The organism is Zhongshania aliphaticivorans (genome assembly GCF_902705855.1).
Lineage (GTDB): Bacteria > Pseudomonadota > Gammaproteobacteria > Pseudomonadales > Spongiibacteraceae > Spongiibacter > Spongiibacter aliphaticivorans_B.
Genome location: NZ_CACSIJ010000001.1, coordinates 545,718 through 571,829, shown reverse-complemented (window position 1 = coordinate 571,829; position 26,112 = coordinate 545,718). Strand labels below are relative to the sequence as shown.

The 26,112-nt window shown below is 48.6% G+C and carries 21 protein-coding genes and 1 tRNA gene; 14 read left to right on the top strand and 8 right to left on the bottom strand.

The annotated features are described in order from the left end of the window. Positions 1-52 precede the first annotated feature (52 nt). From GVJ32_RS02605 to GVJ32_RS02565, 9 genes are all read left to right on the top strand, one after another. A complete protein-coding gene (locus tag GVJ32_RS02605) occupies positions 53-1,282 on the top strand; it encodes an aspartate kinase (protein ID WP_159238470.1) in 1,230 nt (409 codons plus the stop codon). A 76-nt stretch (positions 1,283-1,358) separates the two neighbouring features. Continuing rightward, a complete protein-coding gene (csrA, locus tag GVJ32_RS02600) occupies positions 1,359-1,538 on the top strand; it encodes a carbon storage regulator CsrA (RefSeq protein WP_103685796.1) in 180 nt (59 codons plus the stop codon). Positions 1,539-1,685: 147 nt separating this feature from the next. Further along, positions 1,686-1,777 (top strand) — tRNA-Ser (locus GVJ32_RS02595). Between the two features lie 258 nt (positions 1,778-2,035). Beyond that, entirely contained in the window at positions 2,036-2,860 is an 825-nt protein-coding gene (locus GVJ32_RS02590; RefSeq protein ID WP_159238469.1) for a hypothetical protein, read from the top strand. Between the two features lie 79 nt (positions 2,861-2,939). Next, entirely contained in the window at positions 2,940-3,242 is a 303-nt protein-coding gene (locus tag GVJ32_RS02585; RefSeq protein WP_159238468.1) for a hypothetical protein, read from the top strand. 489 nt (positions 3,243-3,731) lie between these two features. Then, positions 3,732-4,892 carry an efflux RND transporter periplasmic adaptor subunit gene (locus GVJ32_RS02580; RefSeq protein ID WP_235035016.1) on the top strand — a complete coding sequence of 387 codons (1,161 nt, stop codon included), beginning with the start codon at positions 3,732-3,734 and terminating at the stop codon, positions 4,890-4,892. A gap of 80 nt (positions 4,893-4,972) precedes the next feature. Then, a complete protein-coding gene (locus GVJ32_RS02575; RefSeq protein ID WP_159238467.1) occupies positions 4,973-8,080 on the top strand; it encodes an efflux RND transporter permease subunit in 3,108 nt (1,035 codons plus the stop codon). Between the two features lie 81 nt (positions 8,081-8,161). Further along, a complete protein-coding gene (locus tag GVJ32_RS02570) occupies positions 8,162-8,443 on the top strand; it encodes a pyrimidine/purine nucleoside phosphorylase (RefSeq protein WP_159238466.1) in 282 nt (93 codons plus the stop codon). A gap of 275 nt (positions 8,444-8,718) precedes the next feature. Beyond that, the gene (locus tag GVJ32_RS02565; RefSeq protein ID WP_159238465.1) at positions 8,719-9,564 is read left to right on the top strand and encodes an OmpA family protein; all 846 of its coding nucleotides are present in this window, start codon (positions 8,719-8,721) and stop codon (positions 9,562-9,564) included. 134 nt (positions 9,565-9,698) lie between these two features. Here the strand turns inward: GVJ32_RS02565 and GVJ32_RS02560 are convergent, their stop codons facing one another. Together GVJ32_RS02560 and GVJ32_RS02555 are read right to left on the bottom strand one after the other, a co-directional pair. Further along, entirely contained in the window at positions 9,699-11,009 is a 1,311-nt protein-coding gene (locus tag GVJ32_RS02560) for a flavohemoglobin expression-modulating QEGLA motif protein (RefSeq protein ID WP_159238464.1), read from the bottom strand. Between the two features lie 10 nt (positions 11,010-11,019). After that, positions 11,020-12,129, bottom strand: a complete 1,110-nt coding sequence (locus GVJ32_RS02555) for a GNAT family N-acetyltransferase/peptidase C39 family protein (RefSeq protein ID WP_159238463.1) — start codon at positions 12,127-12,129, stop codon at positions 11,020-11,022. A gap of 233 nt (positions 12,130-12,362) precedes the next feature. On the opposite strand from GVJ32_RS02555, the gene GVJ32_RS02550 reads away from it, so the two are divergent. Then, entirely contained in the window at positions 12,363-13,829 is a 1,467-nt protein-coding gene (locus GVJ32_RS02550; protein WP_159238462.1) for a RimK family protein, read from the top strand. Between the two features lie 15 nt (positions 13,830-13,844). Here GVJ32_RS02550 and GVJ32_RS02545 read toward each other — a convergent pair whose 3' ends face one another. Both GVJ32_RS02545 and GVJ32_RS02540 read right to left on the bottom strand, forming a co-directional pair. Then, entirely contained in the window at positions 13,845-14,942 is a 1,098-nt protein-coding gene (locus tag GVJ32_RS02545; RefSeq protein ID WP_159238461.1) for a DUF3080 family protein, read from the bottom strand. A gap of 3 nt (positions 14,943-14,945) precedes the next feature. Next, positions 14,946-15,509 (bottom strand): glutathione peroxidase, encoded by a 564-nt coding sequence (locus GVJ32_RS02540; RefSeq protein ID WP_159238460.1) that lies wholly within the window; start codon positions 15,507-15,509, stop codon positions 14,946-14,948. 242 nt (positions 15,510-15,751) lie between these two features. Here GVJ32_RS02540 and GVJ32_RS02535 point away from each other — a divergent pair, with 242 nt between their 5' ends. From GVJ32_RS02535 to GVJ32_RS02525, 3 genes are all read left to right on the top strand, one after another. After that, positions 15,752-17,227 (top strand): exonuclease domain-containing protein, encoded by a 1,476-nt coding sequence (locus tag GVJ32_RS02535; RefSeq protein WP_159238459.1) that lies wholly within the window; start codon positions 15,752-15,754, stop codon positions 17,225-17,227. 138 nt (positions 17,228-17,365) lie between these two features. After that, complete coding sequence (locus GVJ32_RS02530) at positions 17,366-18,544, top strand: pyridoxal-phosphate-dependent aminotransferase family protein (RefSeq protein ID WP_159238458.1); 1,179 nt, start codon at positions 17,366-17,368, stop codon at positions 18,542-18,544. Positions 18,545-18,665: 121 nt separating this feature from the next. After that, positions 18,666-19,532, top strand: coding sequence for an HDOD domain-containing protein (locus tag GVJ32_RS02525; RefSeq protein WP_235035015.1), 867 nt, complete (start codon positions 18,666-18,668; stop codon positions 19,530-19,532). A gap of 131 nt (positions 19,533-19,663) precedes the next feature. On the opposite strand, the gene GVJ32_RS02520 is transcribed toward GVJ32_RS02525, so the two are convergent. The 4 genes from GVJ32_RS02520 to GVJ32_RS02505 are packed head-to-tail and all read right to left on the bottom strand — an operon-like array spanning position 19,664 to position 23,167. Next, positions 19,664-20,425: a YciK family oxidoreductase gene (locus GVJ32_RS02520; RefSeq protein WP_159238457.1), complete on the bottom strand. Its 762-nt coding sequence runs from the start codon at positions 20,423-20,425 to the stop codon at positions 19,664-19,666. Between the two features lie 15 nt (positions 20,426-20,440). Next, the gene (locus GVJ32_RS02515) at positions 20,441-21,106 is read right to left on the bottom strand and encodes an HAD-IA family hydrolase (RefSeq protein WP_159238456.1); all 666 of its coding nucleotides are present in this window, start codon (positions 21,104-21,106) and stop codon (positions 20,441-20,443) included. Continuing rightward, the gene (gene ubiG, locus GVJ32_RS02510; RefSeq protein ID WP_159238455.1) at positions 21,106-21,837 is read right to left on the bottom strand and encodes a bifunctional 2-polyprenyl-6-hydroxyphenol methylase/3-demethylubiquinol 3-O-methyltransferase UbiG; all 732 of its coding nucleotides are present in this window, start codon (positions 21,835-21,837) and stop codon (positions 21,106-21,108) included. Before ubiG ends, GVJ32_RS02515 begins: the two co-directional genes overlap by 1 nt. A 1-nt stretch (position 21,838) precedes the next feature. Continuing rightward, positions 21,839-23,167: a TRZ/ATZ family hydrolase gene (locus GVJ32_RS02505; RefSeq protein WP_159238454.1), complete on the bottom strand. Its 1,329-nt coding sequence runs from the start codon at positions 23,165-23,167 to the stop codon at positions 21,839-21,841. 273 nt (positions 23,168-23,440) lie between these two features. Between GVJ32_RS02505 and gyrA the strand changes: the two genes are divergently transcribed. After that, entirely contained in the window at positions 23,441-26,092 is a 2,652-nt protein-coding gene (gyrA, locus tag GVJ32_RS02500; protein WP_159238453.1) for a DNA gyrase subunit A, read from the top strand. The last annotated feature ends 20 nt before the right edge of the window (positions 26,093-26,112 follow it).

Below are 26,112 nucleotides of genomic sequence, written 5' to 3'. Positions count from 1 at the left end.
GGTGTTTAATGAGCGCCCTCTGCGATGGGCGTTTATTAAGTAGAAGCGAATCATGAGTCTTATAGTTCAAAAATTTGGTGGTACCTCGGTAGGGACTGTCGAGCGAATCAAGGCCGTAGCCAAGAAGGTAGCTGGCTTTCGTGAGCAGGGACACGACATTATTGTTGTTGTGTCGGCAATGAGCGGCGAGACTAATCGTTTAATCGATTTGGCTAAAGCCATGCAAGCTGTGCCAACCCCGCGCGAGATGGATGTGCTGGTGTCTACTGGCGAGCAGGTCACTATATCGCTGCTGTGTATGGCATTGCATGATCTAGGGCAAGGGGCTAAGTCGTATACTGGAACGCAGGTACGGATATTAACTGATGAGGCGCATACTAAAGCGCGGATCAGAGATATCGACGATGCAAAGATCCGAGAAGATTTAGCTGCTGGCAATGTGGTTGTGGTTGCAGGTTTTCAGGGAGTGGATGAAAACGGCAATATTACTACCTTAGGCCGCGGTGGTTCAGATACTACCGGCGTAGCACTAGCCGCTGCTTTAAAGGCAGATGAGTGTCAAATTTACACCGATGTGGATGGCGTATATACCACGGATCCACGGGTTGTGAGTAAGGCGCGCAGGTTGGATCGTATTACCTTTGAAGAAATGCTGGAAATGGCCAGCTTGGGGTCAAAGGTTTTACAAATTCGCTCGGTGGAGTTTGCTGGAAAGTACAATGTACCTTTAAGGGTACTACACGCCTTTCAAGACGGCCCAGGCACATTGATTAGCTTAGAGGAACAATCGGATATGGAAAACCCGGCGATTTCGGGTATTGCTTTCACCCGTGATGAAGCAAAGATAACAGTTTTAGGCGTACCTGATACCCCAGGTTTGGCTTACCAAATTCTTGGGCCGGTGAGCGACGCCAATATAGAAGTTGACGTGATTGTTCAAAACGTCGCAGAAGACAACACCACTGATCTTACTTTTACGGTGAGTCGTGGCGATATGGCAAAGACTGAAGCCATTGTGCGTAATCTGGTGAAACAAACGGGCGCGCGAGAAGTCAAAACTGATGACAAAATTGCCAAAGTATCTTTGGTCGGCGTAGGAATGCGCTCCCATGCTGGTATTGCCAGCAAAATGTTTAAAACTCTGGCGGAGGAGTCGATCAACATTCAATTGATTACGACATCGGAAATTAAAATTTCGGTGGTAATTGATGAGAAATATTTGGAGCTAGCCGTTCGTTCGCTGCACACAGCGTTTGATTTGGATTCGGAGCCTAGTATTTAATTTATACGCTATTTGCGCTGCTGCACATGGATTGGCACTGGGGTATGGCGGTGGGCTCTTACAAGGAGATGCCATAATGTTAATTTTAACTCGTCGTATTGGTGAGACTTTGATGGTCGGTGATGAAGTGACTGTTACCGTGCTTGGAGTGAAGGGCAATCAAGTTCGTTTGGGTGTTAATGCACCGAAAGATATCGCCGTTCACCGAGAGGAAATATACGATCGTATCCAAACAGAGAAGGACGGCAACAAGTAATACACTGAAAAAGACGCTCTAGGTCTTTGCTTATTTTCTCAGTGTGTTATCATGCCGCCCGATTCGTTAAACAGCGCTATGTGTTGATTAACGCTCTACTTTTTGTGTATTCCCGTACAGGGAAAACCTAAATAGAAGAGACATCCCGGAGAGGTGGCCGAGTGGCTGAAGGCGCTCCCCTGCTAAGGGAGTATGCGGTTAATCCTGCATCGAGGGTTCGAATCCCTCCTTCTCCGCCATATATAAAAATAACCCGCTGATTTAGCGGGTTTTTTTTCGTCTGGATTTTGTGTGCGTACAAAACTGTGCACAAAAATTAATCAAATCTATGAATAATGACGTTGATGGTTGTTACGGTTAAAAACATCTTCCAGTTGTTCGTCGGGGATGCTGTGTGCTTCAATCGGCACCTATTGTTGAAGTTTTGAGTAAAAAATTTCTTAAATAAATGGGCGAAGAAGGAAATAGTTCGCCAGTATAAAAGAAAGGAGGGTGCCATGAGAAAAGTACATGTCTGGGCTGTAATTATTTTGTCGACGTTCCTTGTAGCATGTGGAGGTGGTGGCGGTAATAATGGCGGTAACTTGTCAGACGAAGTCGATGTGATAGACACATTTATTTTAGCTCAGGAAAATCTTGAAGGGGTTTATTCTGTTTATGGTGCAGGTAGTCAGTCGGCATCAAATGACTATCGAATCAATGGTTGTTACGAATACGGGGTGGTCGATAGAGCAGAAATTCTTGATGTGCTTTATGAGCAACAAGATACCTACTTCTGTTATGACTTTGATCAAGAGCCGTATTGCATATATCCAACGGCACGCTCTTATAGAGATTCTTATCAGGGCGAATCACCTAATTACGATAACGTTGCTATTGATATTGGAAGTCATGGTGTAGTGGAGTTTGAGGCGATTTCTAATAGCAGCGCTTATGATTACAGTTTGGTCGTCGGGCAAATGGATAGCTGTGACCCAAATAGTGATGAAGCCTATGCTGAGCCGCAGTTTTCTCCTGAAGATATAAATAATAACTGGGTCACGAAGGTATATCGAGTTAATAGTACTGGGGTTCCAGTATTGGAAAAATCTGGGGGGCTGAGCTGCTTAGATGATGTGTGCTTCGGTATTGTCGATGTTACAAATGGTTCTTATGATGACTTAACTCAGTCGTGGTCTGGGTTGTTAGAATATCAAGGTAATCAGTTTGAAGCCTTGGCTGTCCTTTCTCCAGCTAAGAATTATGGTGCTATCGTAGGCTGTCCTTTTGGAATAGATGTTGAAAATTTCGTGGTAAGCTGCTTAATGATTACTCTTGAATAAAAAGATGCTGGATGTAAGGGAGTGTATTTTTGCTTATTTTATGTCAGTGCTTTATTTGGATTTTACTCAAGGGATATATATGGACAAGGCCAAATTCATCTCCGTAGTTGAGAAGCGATTAACGCTCATCTTTAAATCAGCCAAAAGTGGCCACAAACCTTCGTCAACTGAAAAGCATCGGCTTGAGGGTTTTATTCAGGCAGGAGTGTTTATGGGGCTAGTTAGTCAGAGCGAAATGGTTGAGTTGATGGAGCAAACTCACTTGCTTGTTTTCAACAAGACTATTGCTGAGCGTAAGGCCGATAAATTAAGTACTTGGCAAAGTGGTGAGCTGGACTACAGCCAGTTTGATAGTCCGACGTTTGAGAGAAGCCCCGGTTGATTTCTTTCACACATTTTCTCTAGTAGAAATATATCAACTGTAAGGCTCTATGTTAGCGTTTCGGGTATTTGGGGTTCAGCGTTTCGGCATTTCTAGAAGATTTAGTGATCACGCGCGCAGGTGTGTGACCCTTACCATCATTTTTTTAGATATCAGTCACCTTGTTGCGATGGGGTTTTAACTCGTCGATTCATATTTGTTGGGTGCTAATTTTTAGGGCGAAATTAATGTTTTAAAAAGAGTGCGCAGATCGTGTTAAGCGCAAGGACGCGGCTGTAAGTTACTGTGTATTAACGATTACGCTAACGTAATATTAGCCAGCAATGCTCGACCTTTGCGTGGGACAATGCTACTTTTTCGGCCAGTTATAGGATGCCGAGTTGGGCGTTTTAAGTGGTTAATTATTTGATGAATTATGCTGACATACTGCGATTTTTGTGTGCAGCAGCGATGGCATATTTCAATACTTGGATTGCATAGGGACGTATTATGAGCAGGCGGATGGTTATTATGCTGCTGCTAAGCGCAGTGTTGTTTGGCGGCGTATTTGGCATGAAGTGGTTCGGCTCCAAGAAAATGAACGAGTTCCTTAATGCGATGCCTGCTCCTGCGGTAACGGTTTCTAGTGCGATAGCCGAGGAAATGTCGTGGGAGAGTCGCTTAGAATCGGTTGGTAGCTTAGTGGCCGTCAACGGCGCTGATCTTACCGCTGAGGTAGACGGTGTTGTTACCAATATTTACTTTGAGTCAGGCGATACAGTTAAACGTGGCGATTTGCTACTAAGTATGGCGTCGGCTAGCGAGCAGGGCGAATTAAAGCGCTTACAGGCACAGGCCGAGTTAACTGAATTGAATCGTAAGCGTAGCGAGCAGTTATATGAGCGCAAGACGATCTCTAAATCTGAATACGACACGGCGGTTGCGGAAACTAATGTGGCACTGGCTGCAGTGCAGGCGCAAAAAGGTCGTCTAGAGCAAAAGTCGGTTAAAGCACCCTTCGACGGTCAGTTGGGTATACGTCGGGTCAATGTTGGTCAGTACTTAGGTGTTGGCGTTGCCATTGCGACTTTGCAAAAGCTAGATCCCATAAACGTCGATTTTTCAATGCCAGAGCGCTATCTGTCTATTTTGGCACCTGGGCTTAAAGTATCTGTGACGGTTGATGCGTACGGCGATAAAAATTATGAAGGCCAAGTACTGGCGATTGAGCCGAAAGTAAATCCGCAGACACGTAATGTGGATGTGCGTGCGCGGCTATCTAACCCTGACGGGCTGCTTAAGCCTGGTTTGTTTGCAACAGTGGTAGTCAGCTTGCCAAATAGTGATGAGGTGACTGTCATTCCGCGCTCTGCGGTGAATTATACCTCCTACGGCGATTCGGTATTTGTCATACAAAAAAATCCCGATGCGCCCCCGCCACCAGACGAGCCCAATCCCATGATGGGGCCCTATACCGATCTTGAAGTCATTCAGCGCTTTGTAACCTTAGGCGATGCTCGGGGGGACTATATTGTGGTTAGCAAAGGGCTTGCGGTGGGTGATGAGTTGGCTAGCAGTGGTCTGCTTAAATTGCGAAATAAGCAACCTGTCATTGTTGATAATAGTAATGCGTTAGCGCCAGAGCTAGATCCACATCCTCCTGAGGGTTGATGTTAGTTCGTTATTCCGGAACGTGGTAAGTACACGATGAAATTCCAGACGTTAGATGCGCAAGTAAGCTGAGAGAATAGATGAATTTCACTGATATTTTTGTAAAACGTCCAGTGCTGGCTGTTGTCGTGAGTCTGGTTATTTTGTTCCTGGGTTTACGTGCGGGTATGGATTTGACCGTGCGCGAATATCCAGAACTGCAAAATGCCCAGCTTACTGTATCGGTCGCTTATCCTGGTGCTGACCCGCAGTTGGTCGAAGGTTTTATAACGACGCCACTTGAGCGGGAAATTGCGTCTGCGGACGGCATCGATTTCTTAACGTCGCAGTCTGGACAGGGTATTTCAACGATCACCGCCAATTTGCGTTTGGATAAAAATGCCAATGAAGCCTTGACCGAAATATCTGCGAAAGTGGGTAAGCTTCGCAATCAATTACCGGAAGGCTCTGAAGATCCGATTATACAATTGGCGGACGGCAGTGGCACTGCTGCCATGTACATTTCATTTTTCTCAGACATTCTTAATGAGAGTCAGATTACTGATTATCTGGTTCGGGTAGTAGAGCCTGAAATTGCGGCAATTGCAGGTATTGAGCAAGTACAGATTCTTGGTGCACAGAACTACGCGATGCGAGTGTGGCTGAAGCCGGAAAAATTAGTGGCGTACAATTTAACTGCCAGTGAAGTCTTTGCTGAGATCCGTAAACAAAATGTGTTGTCAGCGGTAGGTTCTACCAATGGTAATTACGTGAAGGTGGGCTTGTCGGCGGCAACAGATTTAAGGAATGTCGACGAGTTTCGACAAATGGTGGTGAGTTCGAATAACGATACCTTGGTGCGCTTGCAGGATGTGGCAGAGATTGCATTAGGCTCGGAAACCTACGATAGCAGCGCTAAATGGGATGGTCGTCCCAGCTTATTTATTGCTTTAACCGTTCGCCCTAACGCTAATTTACTTGATGTCATGGCCGAGGTGAAAACGGTCCTTCCGGCCGTGTTTAAAGCATTGCCAGAAGGGCTTGAAGGAGAGATAGGCTTTGACAGTACCGTCTACGTTAGCAACGCGATAAGTGATGTTAGAACCACTTTGGTCGAAGCCGTTGTTATTGTTATCGTGGTTATTTTTCTATTCCTTGGTTCAATTCGCAGCTCATTAATTCCCGCTGTTACGGTGCCTTTATCTTTGGTTGGCGCCTTGTTTTTGATGTATAGCATGGGCTTTTCGATAAACCTACTTACGCTACTGGCGATGGTCTTGGCCATTGGCATGGTCGTCGACGACGCCATCATTGTTTTAGAGAACATTCATCGGCATATTGAAGAGGGCTTGGAGCCGGAGAAGGCTGCCCTGATAGGTGCGAGAGAATTAGTGGGGCCGGTCATTTCGATGACCATTACTCTCGTTGCAGTTTATGCTCCTATTGGTTTTTTAACCGGTATAACGGGTACCTTATTCACCGAATTCGCGTTTACTTTAGCGGGTGCCGTTTTAATATCCGGTGTGATTGCGCTTACCTTAACACCCATGATGTGTGCGAAGATTTTGAAGCCATCTACGGGCAATACCTCAGGCGGCCGCCTAGTTCATTTCCTCGATGAAAAATTTGAACACTGGCGACAAGTGTATCGCCAGAATCTGCATGGCGCCTTAGATCAGCGACACGTTATTGGCATATTTGGTTTAATTGTTTTGATCTCGTGTTATTTCCTCTTTACTTCTACTCAAGCTGAATTAGCACCTGCAGAGGATTTTGGTTTTGCTGGATCTTTGCACGAGACCGACGGCTATTCATCGCAGCAGTACTTGGAACATTATTTTGAACAAAGCCAAGAGATCGCGCTTGGGAATGAGTATGTAGACCACATATTCGCCTTTACCATCAATATGGGGGGCGGCACTAATACTGCGTTCTTGGGAATGATCGCCCAAGAATGGGATAAGCGTGATAAAACCATGGGCCAAATTACCGACCAAGTGAATGCGGAATTCCAAAAGATTCCTGGCGTTCGTGCGGCAATATTTCAGCCGCCGCCGCTGCCAACGCCAGGTCAAGGCTACCCTGTTGAATTTGTGCTTAAATCTACCGCGGATGCGCAAACCATGGCGGATGTCGGAAATAAAATTGTCGAGCGCGCCATCGCTAGTAATCGCTTTTTCTTCGCCGCACCTGGTTTGAATATCGATCGACCAGAAGCGGTTATTGATATTAATCGCGATAAAGCGGCACTGCTCGGCATTGATATGAACACCTTGAGTGCCGATTTGGCTTCGATGATGGCGGGTGCCGAAGCGAATCGTTTTGCATTGCAAGGGCGGTCTTACAAGGTTATTACCCAGGTCACTCGTGACGCCAGATTAAATCCAACGCAATTGGGTGAGTTTTATGTGCGCACAGGCAGTGGGGATTTAGTGCCGTTATCCACCATCGCGACGTTTAGCGAACAGGTCAAACCGCGATTCCTGTCTCATGCGCAGCAGCTGCGTTCGAATACTATTGTCGCGGTGCCTCGCCCTGATGTTTCGCAGGGACAGGCATTGGCGCTGCTGGAAGACATTGCTCGCGAAGAAATGCCTGCAGGGTTTCAAATCGATTATGCAGGGAGTTCACGACAGTTTAAGCAGGAGGGGACGGCGCTGGTCGCTACGTTTGGATTCGCATTAGTTATTATCTATTTAGTATTAGCTGCGCAGTTTGAGTCTTATCGTGACCCGTTGATTATTCTGGTTACAGTGCCGATGTCGATCTGTGGGGCCCTGTTAATGCTGAATATATTTGCGATGACCAACGGCATGCAGTTAACAAACTTCTCGGGTATGACCTTAAATATCTACACTCAGGTCGGCCTGGTAACCTTGATCGGTGTTATTTCTAAGCACGGAATATTGATTGTTGATTTTGCCAATCGTTTGCAAGAACAGGGCTTGTCTAAGCGCGATGCAATTGAAGAAGCCGCATCGATTCGTTTACGCCCCATTTTAATGACAACGGCTGCACTGGTAGTGGCAATGATTCCGTTGTTAATGGCTAGCGGCCCAGGTGCCGCCTCGCGCTTCTCCCTCGGGATGGTTATTGCCTCAGGGATGAGCATTGGCACCTTATTTACCTTATTTGTGGTGCCGGCAATGTACATCTATCTTGGTCGAGACCATCACGGCTTGCCGGCGGTCGCCGTCACGGCAGAGTAGTCAGCGCTAATTACTGGTGCACAACAGCTAGGCCGCGTATGATTACGCGGTTTTTTTGTACCTTTTGGGGACGTTAATTTAATGATTAAGCACAATAGCTATTTTGACAACAATGTTCAGTCGCTTGGTTTTGCTACTGCAGACAAGCCCGCCTCGGTTGGTGTAATGGCGGCAGGCGAATACCGCTTTGGCACCGAAGCAGCAGAACGGATGGAAGTGATTAGCGGCGCGTTGACCGTTTTATTACCAGGTCAAACTGAGTGGCAAACCTTTGCTGCGGGCGAGGGCTTTGATGTGCCGGCGAACAGTCACTTTGATTTACAGGTAGCTGTAAATACCGCCTATCTTTGTATTTACGGATAAAATATCCGACATATGTGTCGCAAGCGCGTTTAAGAGACGCGCTTTAAATCCTCGTTTCAACCTCTTTTATCTACTGATATTTCCCTCTTTGTCATCGCTCGTACAACACGTAATACAAAATTTGTGAAATCGGCGCGTATTTTGCTATCTCATCTGTGTTACCCAAATTGGGTCGCAATTTTATTTATTGTCTATTGAGATATTTAAACGCGTTAAGCCTAGTAAGTAGATGGTCGTTTAGTCTATTTCGGGCTGCGCCACATGACGGGGGTCATATGAAAAAGGTAAAATCTGGTTTAGTTATAGCAGCTGCAATGTTGGCTATGCTGCCGTTTAGTTATACTTGGGCGGGTGTGTGTCAGGCACCAACAGCGAATTCTGCACTGGAACTTGATGGATGTACGTCTGGTGATACATTAATTCTGCGCGAGGTACATTTTGATACTGATTCAGCAAAAATTAAGGAAATTTCCTTCGATTTTCTGGATCAAGTGAGTAAAGAGTTAAAAGAAAACCCGACAATAAAGGTGGCAGTTCAAGGCCATACTGATTCAATTGGCGCTGCCGATTACAATATGAATCTGTCGCAAAATCGCGCAGAATCGGTGCGCTATTATCTGGTGTCTGCGGGGGTGAATCCGCAGCAACTAGTGGCGCAAGGCTTTGGTTTAACTGAACCTTTAGCTGATAACGCGAGTTCTCAGGGGCGTGCAACAAACCGTCGAGTCGAGTTGAAAATGGTTGGTACGTTAGTGCTCTCTGAGCCACAAGCGACTAATGTGTATATCTCTACTTTTCACGCCAAACCGATGGAGCTAGTCGTGCCAGTTGGGACGCAGGTTACGTGGACAAACTACGATGAGATTTCTCACGATATTACGTTTGACGGTGTGCAAGGCTCGCGTATTTGGACTAAAGGTTGGAAGGGTGATACCTATAGTTTGCAGTTCGATAATCCAGGTACCTATACTTATCATTGCGATGTACATAAAGATGTAAATGGTCGAATTGTGGTGAAGTCTGTTGTTGACGAATACGTGACTACCGAGTCGCCAATTTATCCCGGTCAAACTACAAGTTCCTACGAGGCAAAACAAACAGTCCGGCGAGTAGGTGGTTAAGACACTGCTTTTATGAGGCAAATTGGTGCATGTAAGCGCAGCGCGAAGTTATGTTTTTGCACTGAAATATGAATATATGCCCCAGTTTGGTGGTGAGAATGGCGGTTTAGACCGCCATTTTTTATGTCTGCGTATTAGCCTGCAGAGATGTTTTGATCGAATAGATTTTTAAAGTGGGCCTGTACACGCTCCAGATCCAACAGTGACATTCCGCTGGAAAATCCAAACCACACATATAAGCCGTTCAGGTCCCGAAACATTGGCGGCAGATAGCGGGGGGCTTGTATTAAACCGGCTTGCTGGTACTGATGGAGCACAGGAATATCGTCTAGCGCGACTTTGCCAACAAAAAGCATGGGCAGAAGTTCGGGCTTGTCTGACAGAATCGCGCTGCGAATAAAATTCACGGTTTCTACAAAACCCTTCACGTAGGAAAGATCCTTCGTAAAACAGCTTCCACCTTCGACCATGCCGCCGCGAAAAACCCGCTGTGCAATTTTATAGCTGTCGTGATTACTTAAGCCCTGAGCGACAAAATGACGGTATACCTCTAAAAAATCTGCGCCATTTTCCGCCATGTCTATCGCCACGACGCGGTCGCTAATACGCCTAGCGCGATCCGGAAAGGAGCTGAAGGTCAGTGTTTCAATAAGTACCGCCAATCCCTCTTGAAGTGCCGTGATCCTCGGCGAACCAACGCTCAGCCACGTTGCCCAAGCTTGGTTGCGGCCATTTAGTGTGGTGCCAACGTGTACCCAGCCTTCGTGTACTTCCAGCACCTGTAAGTCGAGGCTTGAAAACGATGAGTGGGTATTGACCTTAATACAGTCGCCGCCCGCTGAGGCGTCAGAGACAATGCCATCGGTTTCTTTAACCGTAAACACACTGTCAGAAAAATACGGTGCTAGCCGCTGCTGCAACTGCTCTACGGCGGTTTCGGCGCTAATATTCTTGGGGTAGGCGGCGGCCAGATGCTTCGCTGCTGGTAGCGAAAAAATATGGCAAAGGCGCTGCCCCATTTCAATTAAGGTGAGTTTGTCGCCCCGTAAGTGATCCCGCGCAGACCCATAAAGCTCTCTGCTTGCGCGCAAAAACTCCGTATTCCCACGGTTCTCAACTAATCGAATTACCGTTAGATACTGCTCAATGGTTTCTGCCAAGATATTGCCTAGCGGGTCGTCGTGGCCAAGCCGCTGCTGCACTTGTTTGTGCAGGGCGGTGAGTTCGGCGGCTTTTGTTACAGGGTCAAAATTGAGTGGATTACGCAGATAATAGTCGCGGTCAACGGCAGGCAGCTTCTCTGCCTTGTCTTTAAAAAATTGTTGTTCAATTGTTTGTGGCCATTTGATGGCATCCAAAATCAGTATGGGTTTTTGAATGGCGATGAGGGATTCAGAAAGCTGCTTGAGCGATTCTTGGTATTGACGATCCAGATGATGACTCATGCGCAGTGGTTTACTCCGATACCTGAGGGTGGATGGCAAGAAGGCAGCGCAGCCGGTCGCGGCCGAAGCTCGCCATATTCGTGAAGGCATTGATGCTTATTGGCACATGCATAAAATCAGTTTCGCTCTGCCAGCGGCTGTCGTTGGTGTCGGGGTCGCTGATATAGACAAAGTGTTCGTCAGATTTACTCACATACACCCAATGCGGCGCGCGGTTGCGGTTTAATGCCCATGTGCTAATGAGCGCAATAACATGGCTGTGTCGTTCGAGAATCTCACGAAACTGGCTAGGCCCCAAAGGATTAATCTCAACACTGTTTGGGTGGTTTAAAAGCTGCTCGCTAAAGTCTTGGTGTACTAATTCAATAACCTGCCGCTTTTCCTCGCTGCGTACACTGTCGATAAATGGCGTGCCGCTGCGGTTGATATAAAGCCGCGCGCCAAAGCCGCGCTTCAGCGCCGCTAAGGCCAAGCCGTGGGGCGAGCTGCCGCCGTGGCCGGTGGTCATAAAAATAGTCGTGGCCTCGCGCCATAGTTGCAATTCTTCGCGACGGCTAATGGGGTAATTAGGGTCGATGTTGCGCATCGCCATCATCAGCGCCGCTGGGCCGCAGGTAAATTCTGTGGTCTGCCGGTAGTAGGTGGGGGCTTCGGTAATGGCCGATCCGGTTTCTGCCTGTAGGCGTTTTTCAAAGCGCAGCGCGGTACAGCCATCTTCGTAATAGTCGTCGATACTGTCGAAGGTGGCATAACCTAATTTTTCATAAAGCGCGATGGCGGCGGGGTTGTCTATTCGCACTTCCAGACGCATAAATAGGCAGTCCCGTTCACGGGCTTGCATTTCGGCATGGGCCAATAATTGTTGGGCAAAGCCTTGCCCGCGATAAGCGGGGTCTAAAGCGATAGAGTAGAGCCTTGCGAGGCTGGTGCCGGTGCGGAACAGCACAATGCTGTAGCCACATGGAGTGCTGTCACTCAAAAGAATAGACGTTGAGTGAGCGCCGGCTTTAATTAGGCTTTTAAAACTTCGACGCGAGAGTTTGTCGCCACTAAAACAGCGTTGTTCTATGGCCTCTAAGCTATCTAAATCATCTTGAACTGCAGCGCGGATGTGGTTCACGGGTTCAGCCTGCAATTTGGCTTATTCGCACTGGCAGTAGCTGCGAATTGCGCTATGGTATTGATATCGCGGTAGCGTCTGATCGTTGCAAAATTCATAGGGCGAATAAGCCTTGCTAAAGAACGGATCATACTGCGCAATATTTACTAGATACAATCATCTTCGGCATATTGTTAATGGTAAAAATTGGTCGCAGAATGCCGGTCATTGTATCGCCTACTAGGAACTGGTTGATGTCACGGTTTTTTGTTGTTGTTGACGACCTAAAAGATTGGTCGCCGTATTATCCGAGTCAGGATGTAATTACCTTCGACGACTATCTTGAGCGTGTCACTCAGAGCAGTGGCGAGCGGGTACGAGTAATAAACCTGTGCAGAAGTTATCGCTATTTAGGAACAGGCTATTATTGCTCCTTACTTGCTGAGGCGCGCAGCCACAATGTCTTGCCGTCGGTAAATACCCTTAGCGAGTTGGCGCGTAAATCACTTTCCGATATTTTGCTAGAAGGGGTTGAGCCTTTGCTTGCAAAATTGGCAGCGGGAAAAACGGGAGAAAGCTTTAGCGTTAGAAGTTGGTTTGGCGAGTGTTTGGCACCGGAATATGCCGCCATTGCCAAGGCGGTGTTTGAACGCTTTCCGTCGCCACTCCTCGAAATTACCTTTGAGTACAAACAGCGCTGGCAAATTAAAAAACTGCAAATGATGGCGCTTAAATCCCTTAAACAGGGTGGCGAGCAGGAGGCATTTGCATCTACGTTTGAGCGCTTTAGTAACAAAATGTGGCGTAAGCCAAAGGCGAGAAAGTCGTTTCGTTACGACTTGGCTATACTGGTTGATCCAGAAGAGAAACTCCCGCCCAGTGATAAAGCCGCACTGCGCAAATTTACCAAGGCCGCGGCGCATTTGGGTATTTCAGCCGAGCTAATTACTAAAAAAGACTATTTGCGGCTTCCGGAATACGACGGCTTATTTATTCGCGAAACGACCTCGGTAGATCATCACACCTATCGTTTTGCCAAAAAGGCTGCCGCAGACGGTTTGGTGGTGATGGATGACCCGACCTCTATTTTGCGTTGCACGAATAAAATTTACTTAGCGGATTTGTTGAGTAGCCATAAAGTACCTACGCCGCGCACGGAGTTTTTACGTCGAGATAATCCGGAAGAGCTACAGCGTATTGCCGATACTTTAAATTATCCGATAGTGCTTAAAGTACCAGATGGCGCTTTTTCCCGAGGCGTGGTTAAGGTTGAAGATTGGGATAGCCTAGTAGCTGAAAGCCAGCGCTTGCTTGATAAATCCGCTTTGTTGCTAGCGCAGGAATTTATGTACACCGATTACGACTGGCGAATTGGTGTGCTAGACGGCAAACCGCTGTTTGCCTGTCGTTACTATATGGTGCGCAATCACTGGCAAATTTATAAACACAGCAGCAGTAAAAGCCAGTCTGGCGGCTTCGACACCATGCCAACCTACGAGGCGCCTAAGAAGGTGCTAGATGTTGCGGTAAAGGCCTGTAAATTGATTGGCGATGGCTTTTACGGGGTAGACGTTAAGCAGTCAGAAAACCGCGTGGTAGTCATTGAAGTGAATGATAATCCCAGTATAGATTCGGGCGTAGAAGATCTGTTTCTCGGTGATGGGCTTTACGACTCCGTCATGGAGGTATTTTTACGCCGCATGGAACAGCGCCGCCGTTAATTTGGTCTGCATTATTTAGTGCTGCCCGCTTCCGCCAGGTGACAGCCCGCATTGTGCTAATAGCTCAGCGGCAACTTTAACGTGTTGTCGCTGTGCCTGCGTTGCTTTTTCTAAGAGTTCATCGCGCTGCTTTACCCACGTTAAATATGCCGCCGGTACCGCAATCTTCTCGGTAGTCATGGCTGAAAATAGCGTATTTTCAATAGCGAGAATCTGTTCCAGCAGTGCGTATTGATGCTGATTAATGAGGCTGGCTTGCGTTTGTATTCGACTAATAAAACGGCTGCTAAGCACATTGCGAAATTGTTCTGCCGCTGCTGTTGGCGAAGGCTTCAGGCACAAAGGTCGGCCGTTAAGTCTTTGCTTAATAATTTCACTAGCGCGTGCAAGTTCATGAGTATTCAATTGCTGGGCGCGTAGTAATGCGCCGCCACCACCTAAGCGAATTTCTCCTAATGTTAGTAAGACGTCATCAGCATTATGTTGCCAATTTCCACTTAGCCATTGTTGTTGCCAGTATTGCCAACGGGCGAGCGCCGCAATGCTTGGGTCTTTGCCATCATTAGGGTAAGCACGTAAGTCTGGTGGTGCTTGCCAAAATTCCCGAAACTCAGCACCTGCGATACTTGCCAAAAATATACGGCTAGGTAGTTCGCGTCTTTTTAAATTGACGGCTTCACGTAGTTGAGTCGCGAGGCTGTTCTTGCCATCGCTATTTAATATCTGGATACAGTCTTCTGCTTCATTTAAAAAGCGCAGATCAAAAATAAGTTTTGCACTGGCATCACCGTGGCGACCGAGAATACTGTTACGCTGGGCTATGGTTTCTCGCAGGGCGCAGCGGCGCAGGCGCAAAAAATCGAGTAAATCGATATTGCTGGTTTCAAAAGTTAAAGCCAGATCGCGCGGCCGTGGGAAGTGTAAGCTGGAGTCGAAACCGGCAGTACCCGCATCCCTGTCAAGCACACGACTTAATCTAGAAATATAGTCCTGCCAGTTAGATTCTAGCTCGCCTCGGTCTGTGCAGCCGGCAAGTAACAGAGCAAAAATTAGCGTGAACGCAACTTGGAGTAGTGTGGCATGTCGGCCACGTTGAAACATCATTGGCGGCATAAATTATTCTAGTTCAAGCCGCTTAGTAATGGCATTGCGCAACGGTGCTGAATCTGGTTTGGTCATCGAACTGAAACTATCCGATTCGCCAGTCGCGGGATCGAAAACATATTTATAAAAATTCCACTTAGGTGTGGTGTCGCTGGCATCCGCAACTAATTTGAGTAAGGGGTCAGGGCTGTCGCAACGAATGCATGATTTATGAAACACCGGAAAACTAACACCATAATTTGCATGACAAACTTTTGACGTTTTCTCAGCGTCCTCGTATTCCTGCCCACCAAAGTCAGCGGTGGGCACGCCTAGTACCAGCAAGCCTTTATCTTTAAATTCTTGGTACAGGGCTTCTAATCCTTCGAACTGCGGTGTAAATCCGCACATGCTGGCGGTGTTTACCACCAGCAGTACTTTGGCGCTTTTTACTGTGTCGCAGAGATTGAGTTCGCCAGCTTCTAGCGTCGGGCGGGATTGTTTTAAGCTTTCGGGGCAATCCCAAGCAAGGGTGTTGTAACTAAGCAGCAGGCCAGCCAAGCATAGTGCAGATTTAAGCCGAAGTAGAATGGACATATATCACCACGCTTTAATTTGTAAAATGGATGTGTAAGCTTATACTCAAACTATACCGGAAACACACTATATACTAGTTCAATAAAAGTTCGGATCACTCGCTAAGGGCTTTGCGAGTTACGTGGATGGAGTTTGCTTCTAGGATTTGGTCCGTTGTCTTTAGTTTTCCCCACCTAGATTTACATATTTCTCGGTTTTATAAATAACTTATAACGGTTGTTAATTCATGATTTCTAAATTTTATGCTTGATCAATATCGCTTTGCCTTAGTCGATCTTGAAACTACTGGCGGTCAGCCGCGTGAAGATCAGATTATGGAGGTTGCGATACGTCTTGAAGATAGTCGTGGGCATACCCTTGGGCAATGGCAGTCGCTTGTTGATCCTCAATGTTCAATTCCCTTTTTTATTCAAAATCTCACGGGCATTAGTGCTGCAACGGTGCGTGGTCAGCCAAGGTTCGCTGAGGTGGTCGATACGGTGTGGGGGTATTTAGAGGGCGCGATATTGGTCGCGCATAATGCAAAATTTGATGCGGGTTTTTTGCGGCATCATTTACGGTGTTTAGGGTACGAGTATGAGCCCAAGGTCTTGTGCACATTGAAGCTGGCGCGAACTTTGTATCCCGATTGGCCTAAGCACGGCTTAGAGGCAATTTGTAATCGGATTGGGTTTTATTCTGAAGTGCATCACCGCGCGATGGCAGACGTAGATGCAATGAAGGCATTTTTAGATTACGCGAGGGGGGACAAGGGGGAGGCGGTTTTTAATTTTGAGCTGGGTTTGCAACTGGGGCTGCCGGTGTTGCCGCCGTCGATTAATCAGGGTGATATTGATGCAATTCCCTGTCAGCCCGGTGTTTACCGCTTATTGGGTGAGGCGGGGGAGTTATTGTATTTAGGTGGTGCGGCGTCGCTTCAAACTCAGGTGCTTAGCCATTTCACAAATTGTTCTGGGGACAGTAAGGCGACTAAGCTCGCACGCCGAGTTTGTGGGGTTCAGTGGCATGTGTTGGCGGGTGAGTTGTCGGTGGGGTTTTATTTGAGTGCGTCTTTGCGTTTTGAGAAGCCACAAATGCAGCGTCGCGCTAAGGCTATTGGCAAGCCTTGCTGTGTGCGTTTTGTTTTGAATGACAACGGTGTTACCCAATTACGGTTTCGCTCTGGTTTGCCGGCGAGTGTCGTTCATTCTGGGGAGTGTGTTGCGATATTTCGTGATAGAAAACAGGCGAAAATGCGTGTAGTTGAGTTGGCAGAGGAGTCAGCTTTGTGTCTGCGATTATTGGGTATTCTTGCAGAGGGGGAGAGTTGTGGTTGTGCTGATTGCACCTTGGTTAGCGATGTATTAAACGAAAATCTAGGGGTGGTTGCGCAGCAAGAGGTCAATCAAAAGTTAGCGGAAGCGCTAGCAAGCTATTTGTATACACCGTGGCCTTTCGACGAGCCGGTATTCATCTATGAGCAGAATGCGTCTGGCTTTGGTGAGTGGCATTTGATCAATGCCTGGCGATACTATGGGAGTTTTGTTTGGGATGCCGATACTAAGCTAATGCGCGAGCGCATTGTGACTGGTGAAGATACTACGGCGTCGATAAATCTAGAGGGTGCCAAGCGTCGGTGTGAGCAGGCCAAAGATTTTCAGTACGAGCACTATCGACTGATCAAGGCATTTATTAATGACCTGCCCTGCCAGACCGTGTCTGATTTTTTCGTGGTGTAGGGGCTTTTCGGCCGCCTTGTAAAAGCGGTTTCTAACAGGGCGGGGTATTCAGGTATAATCACTGTCAACTTTCTATTGGCCACAATCAGGTTGTCCCCATTGATTGTTGGCGTTGTGTCAGATTAGCGAGATTTTATTATGACAATTTCTTCATTCCATCCTCCTCGTCGTACGTTGATGGGTCCCGGTCCTTCTGATGTGCATCCTCGTATTTTAGAGGCCCTTGGCCGGCCAACGCTGGGGCATTTAGACCCTTTATTTGTGGGTATGATGGATGAAACCAAAGCGCTGCTTAAGTATGCGTTTCAGACCAGTAATGAGCTGACTTTGCCAATTTCTGCGCCAGGTTCTGCTGGCATGGAAGCCTGTTTTGTTAATCTTGTCGAGCCGGGTGACAAGGTGTTGGTGTGCGTGAACGGTGTGTTTGGCAATCGTATGATTGAAAATGTGACACGTTGTGGCGCCACTGCAGTGCGACTCGATTTTGCATGGGGAACGGCGGTGGAGCCGGCGGCGGTTGAGGCGGCTTTAAAAGAACATGGAGATATTAAAATTCTGGCATTTGTTCATGCCGAGACCTCAACGGGCGCACTGAGCGATGCGAAAATATTGTGTGGATTGGCGAAGCAGTACAAGGCGTTGAGTATTGTTGATGCGGTGACGTCAATGGGTGGCGTGCCGCTGATGGTAGATGAATGGCAGGCTGACGCGGTGTATTCCGGTAGTCAGAAATGCTTGTCATGCACGCCAGGTTTGTCGCCTGTCACGTTCAGTGACGCTGCTGTTGCAGCGATTAAAGGGCGTAAGCACCCGGTACAAAGTTGGTTTTTGGATATGAACCTGATTTTAGGTTATTGGGGCGAGGGTGGTAAGCGGGCTTATCACCATACGGCACCTGTTAATGCGCTTTACGGTTTGCACGAATCGTTGGTGATGCTGCAGGAAGAGGGTTTAGAAAATGCGTGGCAGCGTCATGCGTCAATGCATAAGGCGCTGGCGGCGGGGCTAGAAACCCTCGGAATTCGTTTTGTGGTTGATGCGGATCACCGCTTGCCGCAGTTAAATAGTGTTTATATCCCAGAGGGCATAGACGATGCGACTACTCGCCAATACCTGCTTGCGAAGTATGATTTGGAAATTGGCGCAGGCTTGGGTGATCTTGCGGGCAAGGTATGGCGAATTGGTTTGATGGGCTATAGCGCTAGAATAGAAAATATTAGTTTACTATTGAAGGCACTGGCTGCAGCAATGGGCGAACAAGGTATTGCTTGCGATGCGGCGAAGGCCGTCGCGGCTGCCGAAGCAACTTTGGTTTAAATTTAAAATAAGTAAGCAAAAATGTCGAGGTGATGACGTCTGTTACCTCGGCATTTTTGTATCTGCACTATAGGTATTTTTAGCACTGATAGTGTGCCTAGGCTTTTGTTAGTCTCCTTTTATGTCTAGCAGTGAGCTATTGAATGTGTCATTAAGCAATCCCTTGGTCGAACAGGTTCGGCTTGACCTATTAGAAGCTATCGAAAACGATTCGATAGTCTTGCCGACCCTGCCAGAAGTTGCGCTTGAGATTCGTGCGGCAGCTAGCGATCCCGACGTGAATGTAGGTATGTTGGCAACGATCATTGAAAATGATAGTTCAATAGCAACCCGCATTTTGCGTATTGCCAATAGTTCTTTGTTACGGGGCTTTCAACCTATTCACGATGTAAAGTCGGCCATTGGAAGAATCGGCCTTACTTACACCAGTACGCTGGTGACGACCTTGGCGATGCAGCAAATATTTTTGTCTACCAAAGAGGCGCTTAATCAGCGTATGCGCGCTATTTGGATGCACAGTACTGACGTGGCGGCGATTTGTCATACCCTCGCTAAATCACAGCAACATTTAAAGCCCGAGATGGCGACACTTGCGGGTATTGTTCATCAAGTTGGAACATTGCCGGTGTTGTCATATGCAGTGGGACGTGGCTTTTTACGTGACCACCCCAATTTGCTTGATCAAATATTAATTAGCCTCAGCCCAGAGGTTGGCAGTCGTATTCTTGAAGCATGGGGTTTTGCAGATGAGTTGGTTGCGGTGCCTATGCAGCATATGGATTTTGCACGCGAAGTACCTGAGGGCGACTATGTGGATTTAGTTACGGTTGCAAATTTGCACAGTTATGTGGGTACCGAGCATCCCTTGGCAAGTGTTGATTGGTCGACGGTAGGTGCTTTTGCGCGTTTGGGTTTATCTGTAACGCCAGATATGAGCGAAGGCTATCAACAGCAGATTGAGGCGATGCAGGGCGCGTTGCGTGATTGATTTTACCGCTATTGCGCCCGAGCTAGGGCGCACAAGGAGTGGGCGCCGACCGCGATTGCCAATACTTAAGCGTAATTCCATCGGCCTCAGTGCGGCCTCCTACAAAGCCAATCATGCCTGTAGATACTCTGTTATTTGCTTTGAGCGTCAAACTGTTGGCCGTTAACGGCCTTGCTGGCGTCGCTCATTAAGTAAATATAAAGTGGCATAATCACTTCTGGCAGGGGATTGTCCTGCGGGTTTTCGCCGGGGTAGGCGGTGCGTCGCATTACTGTTTGGGTGGCGCCAGGGTTAATGCTGTTCACACGGGTGTTGTTAAGCTCAAATTCTTCGTCAGCCAATATTTGCATCATGCCTTCGGTACCAAACTTTGACACTGCATAGGCTCCCCAAAATGCGCGCCCTTTGCGGCCAACACTTGAGGACGTCAGAATAATCGACGCGTTTTCTGCTGCGGCCAGCATGGGTAGCAGTGCTTGGGTCATCATAAATGGCGCGGTTAAATTAACGTGTAAGACCTCGTCCCAACTGTCCACTGTGGTTTGGGCTAGGGTGCGGCGCTGGCCGAGCACACCGGCATTGTGTAGCACGCCGTCGAGGTGACCGAACTCCCGTTCAATCGTGTTTGCCAGTTCTTCGTAATCCTTCATCGCTGCGCCGCGTAAATGTACGGGGTAAATGGCAGCTTGCGGATAGCCAGCGGCTTCAATTTCATCGTAAACCGCTTCGAGTTTGTCGACGGTACGGCCTAGCAAAATTACGGTGGCGCCGTGCTGGGCATAGCTCAGCGCAGCGGCGCGGCCAATGCCGTCACCGGCACCGGTCACCAAAATGATTTTACCCAGTAGGCATTGTGGCTCGGCGATATAGTCTGGTGGAAGCGTTAAAGGCACGTAAAATCCTCGGGTTTATGGCTGCTGTAAATTAGTGATTAAGGGGATGAGGTCGGCGGCAGTGTCGACGACATAGGTGGCGCCCCAGTTGTCGGCGCTGTCGTCGTCGGAAATATAGCCGTAGCGGCAAGCAATAGTGCGCATATTGGCATTGTGGCCGGCGTCGATATCGCGTTTGTGATCGCCCACATAAATAGTGTGTGCTGGCAGGCAGTCTATTTCTTTGCAGGCTAAATAAATTGGTTCGGGATGGGGTTTGCGATGCGTGACATGGTCGGGGCAAATGGCGGTGCCACAGCGGGTCGCGAGTTGCATTGCTGCAAGCAGTGGTTCGGTATAGCGCGCCGGCTTATTAGTGACAACGCCCCACTTTAATCCCAATGATTCAATGTGTGTTAGTACCTCGGCCATACCGGGGAAAAGTGTGGTACTTACTGAAAGCTGGGCTAAATAGCGGTCGAGAAATTCATTGAGTAAATCAGCAAAGCCATCACTGCCTTCGGTTTGCTCAAAGCCTAAGCTGACCACGGCGCGGGCGCCGTCGGAAACCCGTTGACGCACCGCGTCGTAGCTCTGTGCGGGCCGATTGTGCTCAGCGAGCATGCCGTTAAGCACGGCGGTGAAGTCGGCAGCGGTGTCGAGCAGAGTGCCATCTAGGTCAAAAAGTACAGCGCGCAGCATCAGGCAGGTTTCTTCAGGTGAATCATATAATTTACATCGACGTCTTTCTCGTTCAGCCGATACGTGCGCAGCAGCGGATTATAGGTGAGTCCGGTCATGTGCTGCATTTGCAGGCCGGCGTCGCGAACCCAGTTAGCTAGTTCCGCAGGGCGAATAAAGCGGCTGAAGTCGTGGGTGCCTTTGGGTAGCATTTTTAGTAAATACTCGGCGCCGACAATCGCAAACATAAACGCCTTGGGATTGCGGTTAATGGTAGAGAAGTAAATGTCGCCGCCTGGTTTGCACAGGGCCGCGCAGGCGCGAATAACTGACGATGGATCGGGGACATGCTCTAGCATTTCTAGGCAGGTCACGATGTCGTAGCTGCCGGGCTCATCTGCGGCGAGCTCCTCAGCTGTGGTTTGAAAATACTCAACCTTGGCACCGGACTCTAGTTGGTGCAGGCGCGCCACACTGAGTGGGGTTTCGCCCATGTCGATGCCTTTAACGCGGGCGCCACGCTGAAACATGGCTTCAGATAAAATGCCGCCGCCGCAACCCACATCCACTACTCGACGTTCCGCGAGTGGTGAGCGCTCGTCGATGTAATTCACGCGCAGCGGGTTGATGTCGTGCAGGGGTTTGAATTCGCTATTGCGGTCCCACCAGCGATGGGCCAATTCTTCGAACTTGGCTATTTCTGCCGGGTCAACATTATTTCTATGTGGTTTCTGCGATGCCGCGTCTTGCATTTTATTCTCCGCTAATTCTTGAGCGCCAGAGTTCTGCGCGAGCAATAATGTCTCGGCGGTCTAGCGTGGTCAGTTCGCCATTATCCAGTACCTTGCGGCCCATGATCCAGCTATAGCGAACATGATGACTGATATTGGTGTAAACCAGTTGCGATACGGGGTTGTAAATCGGCTGTTGTTCGAGCGCTGATAAGTCGATGGCGATCACGTCGGCTTGTTTGCCGACTTCTAGGCTACCGACGAGATGGTCTATGCCAAGCGCCTTGGCGCCGTTTAACGTCGCCATGGTTAGCGCGTAGTGGTCGGGCAGGGCGCTGGCATCGCCGGCAATGACTTTGCCTAACAAGGCGGCGCTGCGCATCTCGCTGAATAGGTCGAGGTCGTTATTGCTGGCCGCGCCATCGGTGCCGAGTGCCACATTAATACCGGCGGCGCGCATTTTCTCGACGGGAGAAAAGCCACTGGCCAGTTTCATATTTGATTCTGGGCAGTGAATAGCGTGGCAGCCGAAGTTGGCGAGAGTGGCAATGTCGTCGTCATTCAGGGCCGCAAGGTGGACGCATTGGGTTTTTGGTCCTAGTAAACCTAGGTCGGCAAGCCGCGTGATGGGGCGTTTGCCGGTTTGGGTGACGGCGTCGTCGATCTCTTGCTGAGTTTCGTGTAGATGAATTTGAATGGCGGCATCTGCCTCTGCGGCGAGGGTGGCGACCCGTTGCATGGCGTCATCGCCAACCGTGTAGGGCGCGTGCGGCCCAAAGGCGACGGTAATCAATTTGCTGTGCTTTAGTTCGTCCCGCAGTGCGAGGCCTTTGCGAAAATACTCATCAGGGCCGCTGCCCCAGGCGCTGGGGAAGTCAAATATAGGAAAGCTGAGCTGGGCGCGAATACCGGCTTTGCGAATGACGGTGGCGGCGGCTTCGGGGAAAAAGTACATATCGCTAAAGGTGGTGGTGCCGCTGCGGAGCATTTCAGCTATGGCCAGTTCGCAGCCATCGCTAACAAAGGCCTCGTCTACCCAGCGGCCTTCTGCCGGCCAAATGTGGTCGTTAAGCCAAGTGTGTAGCGGTTTGTCGTCGGCCATGCCACGAAATAAACTCATTGCGGCGTGGCCGTGAGCATTAATGAGTCCTGGCATTAGCACGTGATTATCTAGTCGCAGTACGTCGGTGGCGTCGATGGATTCGGCTTCCTCGGCGGCTAATATGGCGCAAATCTCGCCATTGCGAATAGCTAGCGCATGGTCAATTAGCGGCGTGCAATTAGGTGTCACGGGAATAATCCAGCGTGCAAATATAAGTGTGTCGACGGGGTGTTGGCTTTGGGCAGGCATGGGGCTGTCCGTATCTGTTTACGCAAAGGCGCAAGTATACCCGTTAACGTGAGCGCTGTGGGCGCCTTTTGTTGCGGTAGTACATTGATTTGCGGCGATTTTGAACTGTCTACGGGCTTGAGATTTATGCTATGATTGCCGCTTTATTTTCCGCTTAGACTAGCTGCGCCGTCGGCGGAGACGGTGACAGTGGTGAGTTAAATACCGGATAAGGCCGATTTCGAGGCGACACTGCCACGTGACGACTATCCATAATAAGGAATTACCCGATTCATGGCTGATTTAGCTAAAGAGATTCTGCCGGTAAATATCGAGGACGAGCTTAAGCAGTCCTACCTTGATTATGCAATGAGCGTTATCGTTGGTCGGGCACTGCCCGATGTGCGCGACGGTCTAAAACCTGTTCATCGCCGTGTGCTGTTCGCCATGAGCGAGCTAGGTAATGACTGGAATAAAGGCTATAAGAAATCCGCCCGTGTGGTGGGTGACGTTATCGGTAAATACCATCCCCACGGCGACTCTGCGGTATACGACACCATAGTTCGCATGGCGCAGCCGTTTTCTTTGCGCTATATGCTGGTCGATGGTCAGGGTAACTTCGGTTCTATTGACGGTGATAACGCGGCAGCCATGCGTTATACCGAAATTCGTATGCGCAAAATTGCCCACGAAATTCTTGCCGATCTAGACAAAGAAACCGTCGATTGGGTGCCTAACTACGACGGTACCGAGCAAATTCCGGCGGTTATGCCTACCAAAATCCCTGCGCTATTGATCAATGGCTCGTCGGGTATTGCGGTTGGTATGGCGACAAATATTCCGCCACATAACTTAACTGAAGTCATTAACGGCTGTTTGGCCCTGCTGGATGATCCAGATATTACCGTCGATCAGTTGATGGAACATATTCCTGGCCCAGATTTCCCGACTGCGGCGATTATCAACGGCCGTGCCGGTATTGTGGAAGCGTATAGAACTGGCCGTGGCCGTATTTATGTTCGCGCCCGCGCTGAGGTCATCGTCGATGAAAAAACTCATCGCGAGACTATTCTTATTCACGAGCTGCCTTACCAAGTTAACAAGGCGCGCCTGATTGAGAAAATTGCCGAGCTGGTTAAAGAGAAGAAAATAGAAGGTATTTCTGAGCTGCGCGATGAGTCTGACAAAGACGGTATGCGTGTTGTTATAGAAATGAAGCGCGGGGAAAGCGGCGAAGTCATTCTGAATAATCTTTACGCCCAGACCCAGCTGCAAAACGTATTTGGTATCAATATTGTGGCCTTGGTAGATAACCAGCCGCGTATCTTGAACTTGAAACAGTTGCTCGAGTACTTTATTCGCCATCGTCGCGAAGTGGTTACTCGCCGTACCGTTTATTTACTGCGCAAAGCACGTGAACGCGGTCATGTGTTGGAAGGCTTGGCGGTCGCGATTTCAAATATTGATGAAATTATCGCCACTATTAAAGCATCTGCAACGACCCAAGAAGCAAAAGATAGCTTGATCTCTCGCCCTTGGAAATTGGGCGATGTAGCTGGCATGTTAGAGCGCGCTGGCGAAAATGCCTGTCGTCCTGATGATCTTGAAGATCAATATGGCATGCGTGATGGGCAGTACTATCTGTCACCGGTACAGGTTCAGGCGATTCTTGATTTACGTTTGCAAAAACTGACCGGTCTCGAGCATGAAAAACTATTGGGCGAGTACCAAGAGCGCCTACTGGAAATTGCTGAATACTTAAATATTCTCGCTAACCCCGATGTGTTAATTGCGGTTATTCGTGGTGAATTAGAGCAAGTGGTTGCTGATTACGGCGATGAGCGTCGCAGTGAAATTGTGGCTTCACAGCTTGATCTTAATCATGAAGATTTGATTCCAGAAGAAGATCGCGTAGTGACTATCTCCAATGGCGGTTACGCCAAGTCACAGCCCTTAGATACTTATCAAGCCCAGCGTCGCGGCGGTATGGGTAAGTCGGCGACCTCGGTAAAAGACGAAGATTTTGTTGAGCATTTATTGGTGGTCAACACTCATACCACTATTTTGTGTTTCAGCAATATCGGTAAAGTATATTGGCTGCGTGCTTATCAAATTCCCGTTGCGGGTCGTAACTCTCGCGGTCGACCAATGGTGAATTTATTGCCGCTGGACGCCAATGAGCGCATCACTTCAATTTTACCGGTGAATGAATATACCGAAGGCTATTTCATCTTTATGGCTACCGGTTTTGGTACGGTTAAAAAGACACCGCTTGAGGCATTTTCTCGTCAGCGCAGTGTTGGTTTGCGCGCCATTGAGTTGGATGAAGGCGATGTTCTAATAGGTACTTCAATTACCAATGGCGAAAACGATATTTTGCTATTAACTAGCGCCGGTAAAGCAGCTCGCTTCCCTGAAACCGCTGTCCGCGCAATGGGCCGTACGGCTCGAGGTGTGCGCGGTATTCGCATGGATGAAGGCCAATCTGCTATCGCAATGATTATTCCACAAGAGGGTGGTCGAGTATTGACTGTCTCTGAGAATGGTTATGGCAAACGTACTTTGGTGGAAGATTTCCCAGCAAAAGGCCGTGGTAATCGCGGTGTTATCGCCATGGCAATGAGTGAGCGTAACGGGCCTTTGGTTGGGGCGGTTCAGGTCTTTGAAGGCGATGACCTGATGCTGATCAGTGATCAGGGCACCTTGGTGCGCACTCGCACTGATGAAGTATCAATTCTCAGCCGTAATACCCAAGGTGTTCGTGTTATTCGTTTGAAAGAAGACGAGCATTTGGTTGGTGTTCAGCGCGTTGACGAAGAAGACGAGAAGTTGCTAGAAGACGACGAAAACGCTGAAACAGCGTCGACCGACGATGTGATTGCCGGCGAAGCGGCAAGCACCGATGGTGATGCGGCACCGTCAGCGGACGATAGCGGCGAGGAGTAATCCTCGCACCGGATATTCGC

Bases quoted from the DNA above. Each gene is read 5' to 3' on its own strand.
- GVJ32_RS02545 (WP_159238461.1), bottom strand. From the start codon at position 14,942: ATGCCGCCAATGATGTTTCAACGTGGCCGACATGCCACACTACTCCAA.
- GVJ32_RS02585 (WP_159238468.1), top strand. From the start codon at position 2,940: ATGGACAAGGCCAAATTCATCTCCGTAGTTGAGAAGCGATTAACGCTC.
- gyrA (WP_159238453.1), top strand. From the start codon at position 23,441: ATGGCTGATTTAGCTAAAGAGATTCTGCCGGTAAATATCGAGGACGAG.
- ubiG (WP_159238455.1), bottom strand. From the start codon at position 21,837: ATGCAAGACGCGGCATCGCAGAAACCACATAGAAATAATGTTGACCCG.
- GVJ32_RS02575 (WP_159238467.1), top strand. From the start codon at position 4,973: ATGAATTTCACTGATATTTTTGTAAAACGTCCAGTGCTGGCTGTTGTC.
- GVJ32_RS02515 (WP_159238456.1), bottom strand. From the start codon at position 21,106: ATGCTGCGCGCTGTACTTTTTGACCTAGATGGCACTCTGCTCGACACC.
- GVJ32_RS02565 (WP_159238465.1), top strand. From the start codon at position 8,719: ATGAAAAAGGTAAAATCTGGTTTAGTTATAGCAGCTGCAATGTTGGCT.
- GVJ32_RS02525 (WP_235035015.1), top strand. From the start codon at position 18,666: ATGTCTAGCAGTGAGCTATTGAATGTGTCATTAAGCAATCCCTTGGTC.
- GVJ32_RS02550 (WP_159238462.1), top strand. From the start codon at position 12,363: ATGTCACGGTTTTTTGTTGTTGTTGACGACCTAAAAGATTGGTCGCCG.
- GVJ32_RS02570 (WP_159238466.1), top strand. From the start codon at position 8,162: ATGATTAAGCACAATAGCTATTTTGACAACAATGTTCAGTCGCTTGGT.
- GVJ32_RS02605 (WP_159238470.1), top strand. From the start codon at position 53: ATGAGTCTTATAGTTCAAAAATTTGGTGGTACCTCGGTAGGGACTGTC.
- GVJ32_RS02535 (WP_159238459.1), top strand. From the start codon at position 15,752: ATGCTTGATCAATATCGCTTTGCCTTAGTCGATCTTGAAACTACTGGC.
- GVJ32_RS02540 (WP_159238460.1), bottom strand. From the start codon at position 15,509: ATGTCCATTCTACTTCGGCTTAAATCTGCACTATGCTTGGCTGGCCTG.
- GVJ32_RS02580 (WP_235035016.1), top strand. From the start codon at position 3,732: ATGAGCAGGCGGATGGTTATTATGCTGCTGCTAAGCGCAGTGTTGTTT.
- GVJ32_RS02560 (WP_159238464.1), bottom strand. From the start codon at position 11,009: ATGAGTCATCATCTGGATCGTCAATACCAAGAATCGCTCAAGCAGCTT.
- GVJ32_RS02505 (WP_159238454.1), bottom strand. From the start codon at position 23,167: ATGCCTGCCCAAAGCCAACACCCCGTCGACACACTTATATTTGCACGC.
- GVJ32_RS02590 (WP_159238469.1), top strand. From the start codon at position 2,036: ATGAGAAAAGTACATGTCTGGGCTGTAATTATTTTGTCGACGTTCCTT.
- GVJ32_RS02530 (WP_159238458.1), top strand. From the start codon at position 17,366: ATGACAATTTCTTCATTCCATCCTCCTCGTCGTACGTTGATGGGTCCC.
- csrA (WP_103685796.1), top strand. From the start codon at position 1,359: ATGTTAATTTTAACTCGTCGTATTGGTGAGACTTTGATGGTCGGTGAT.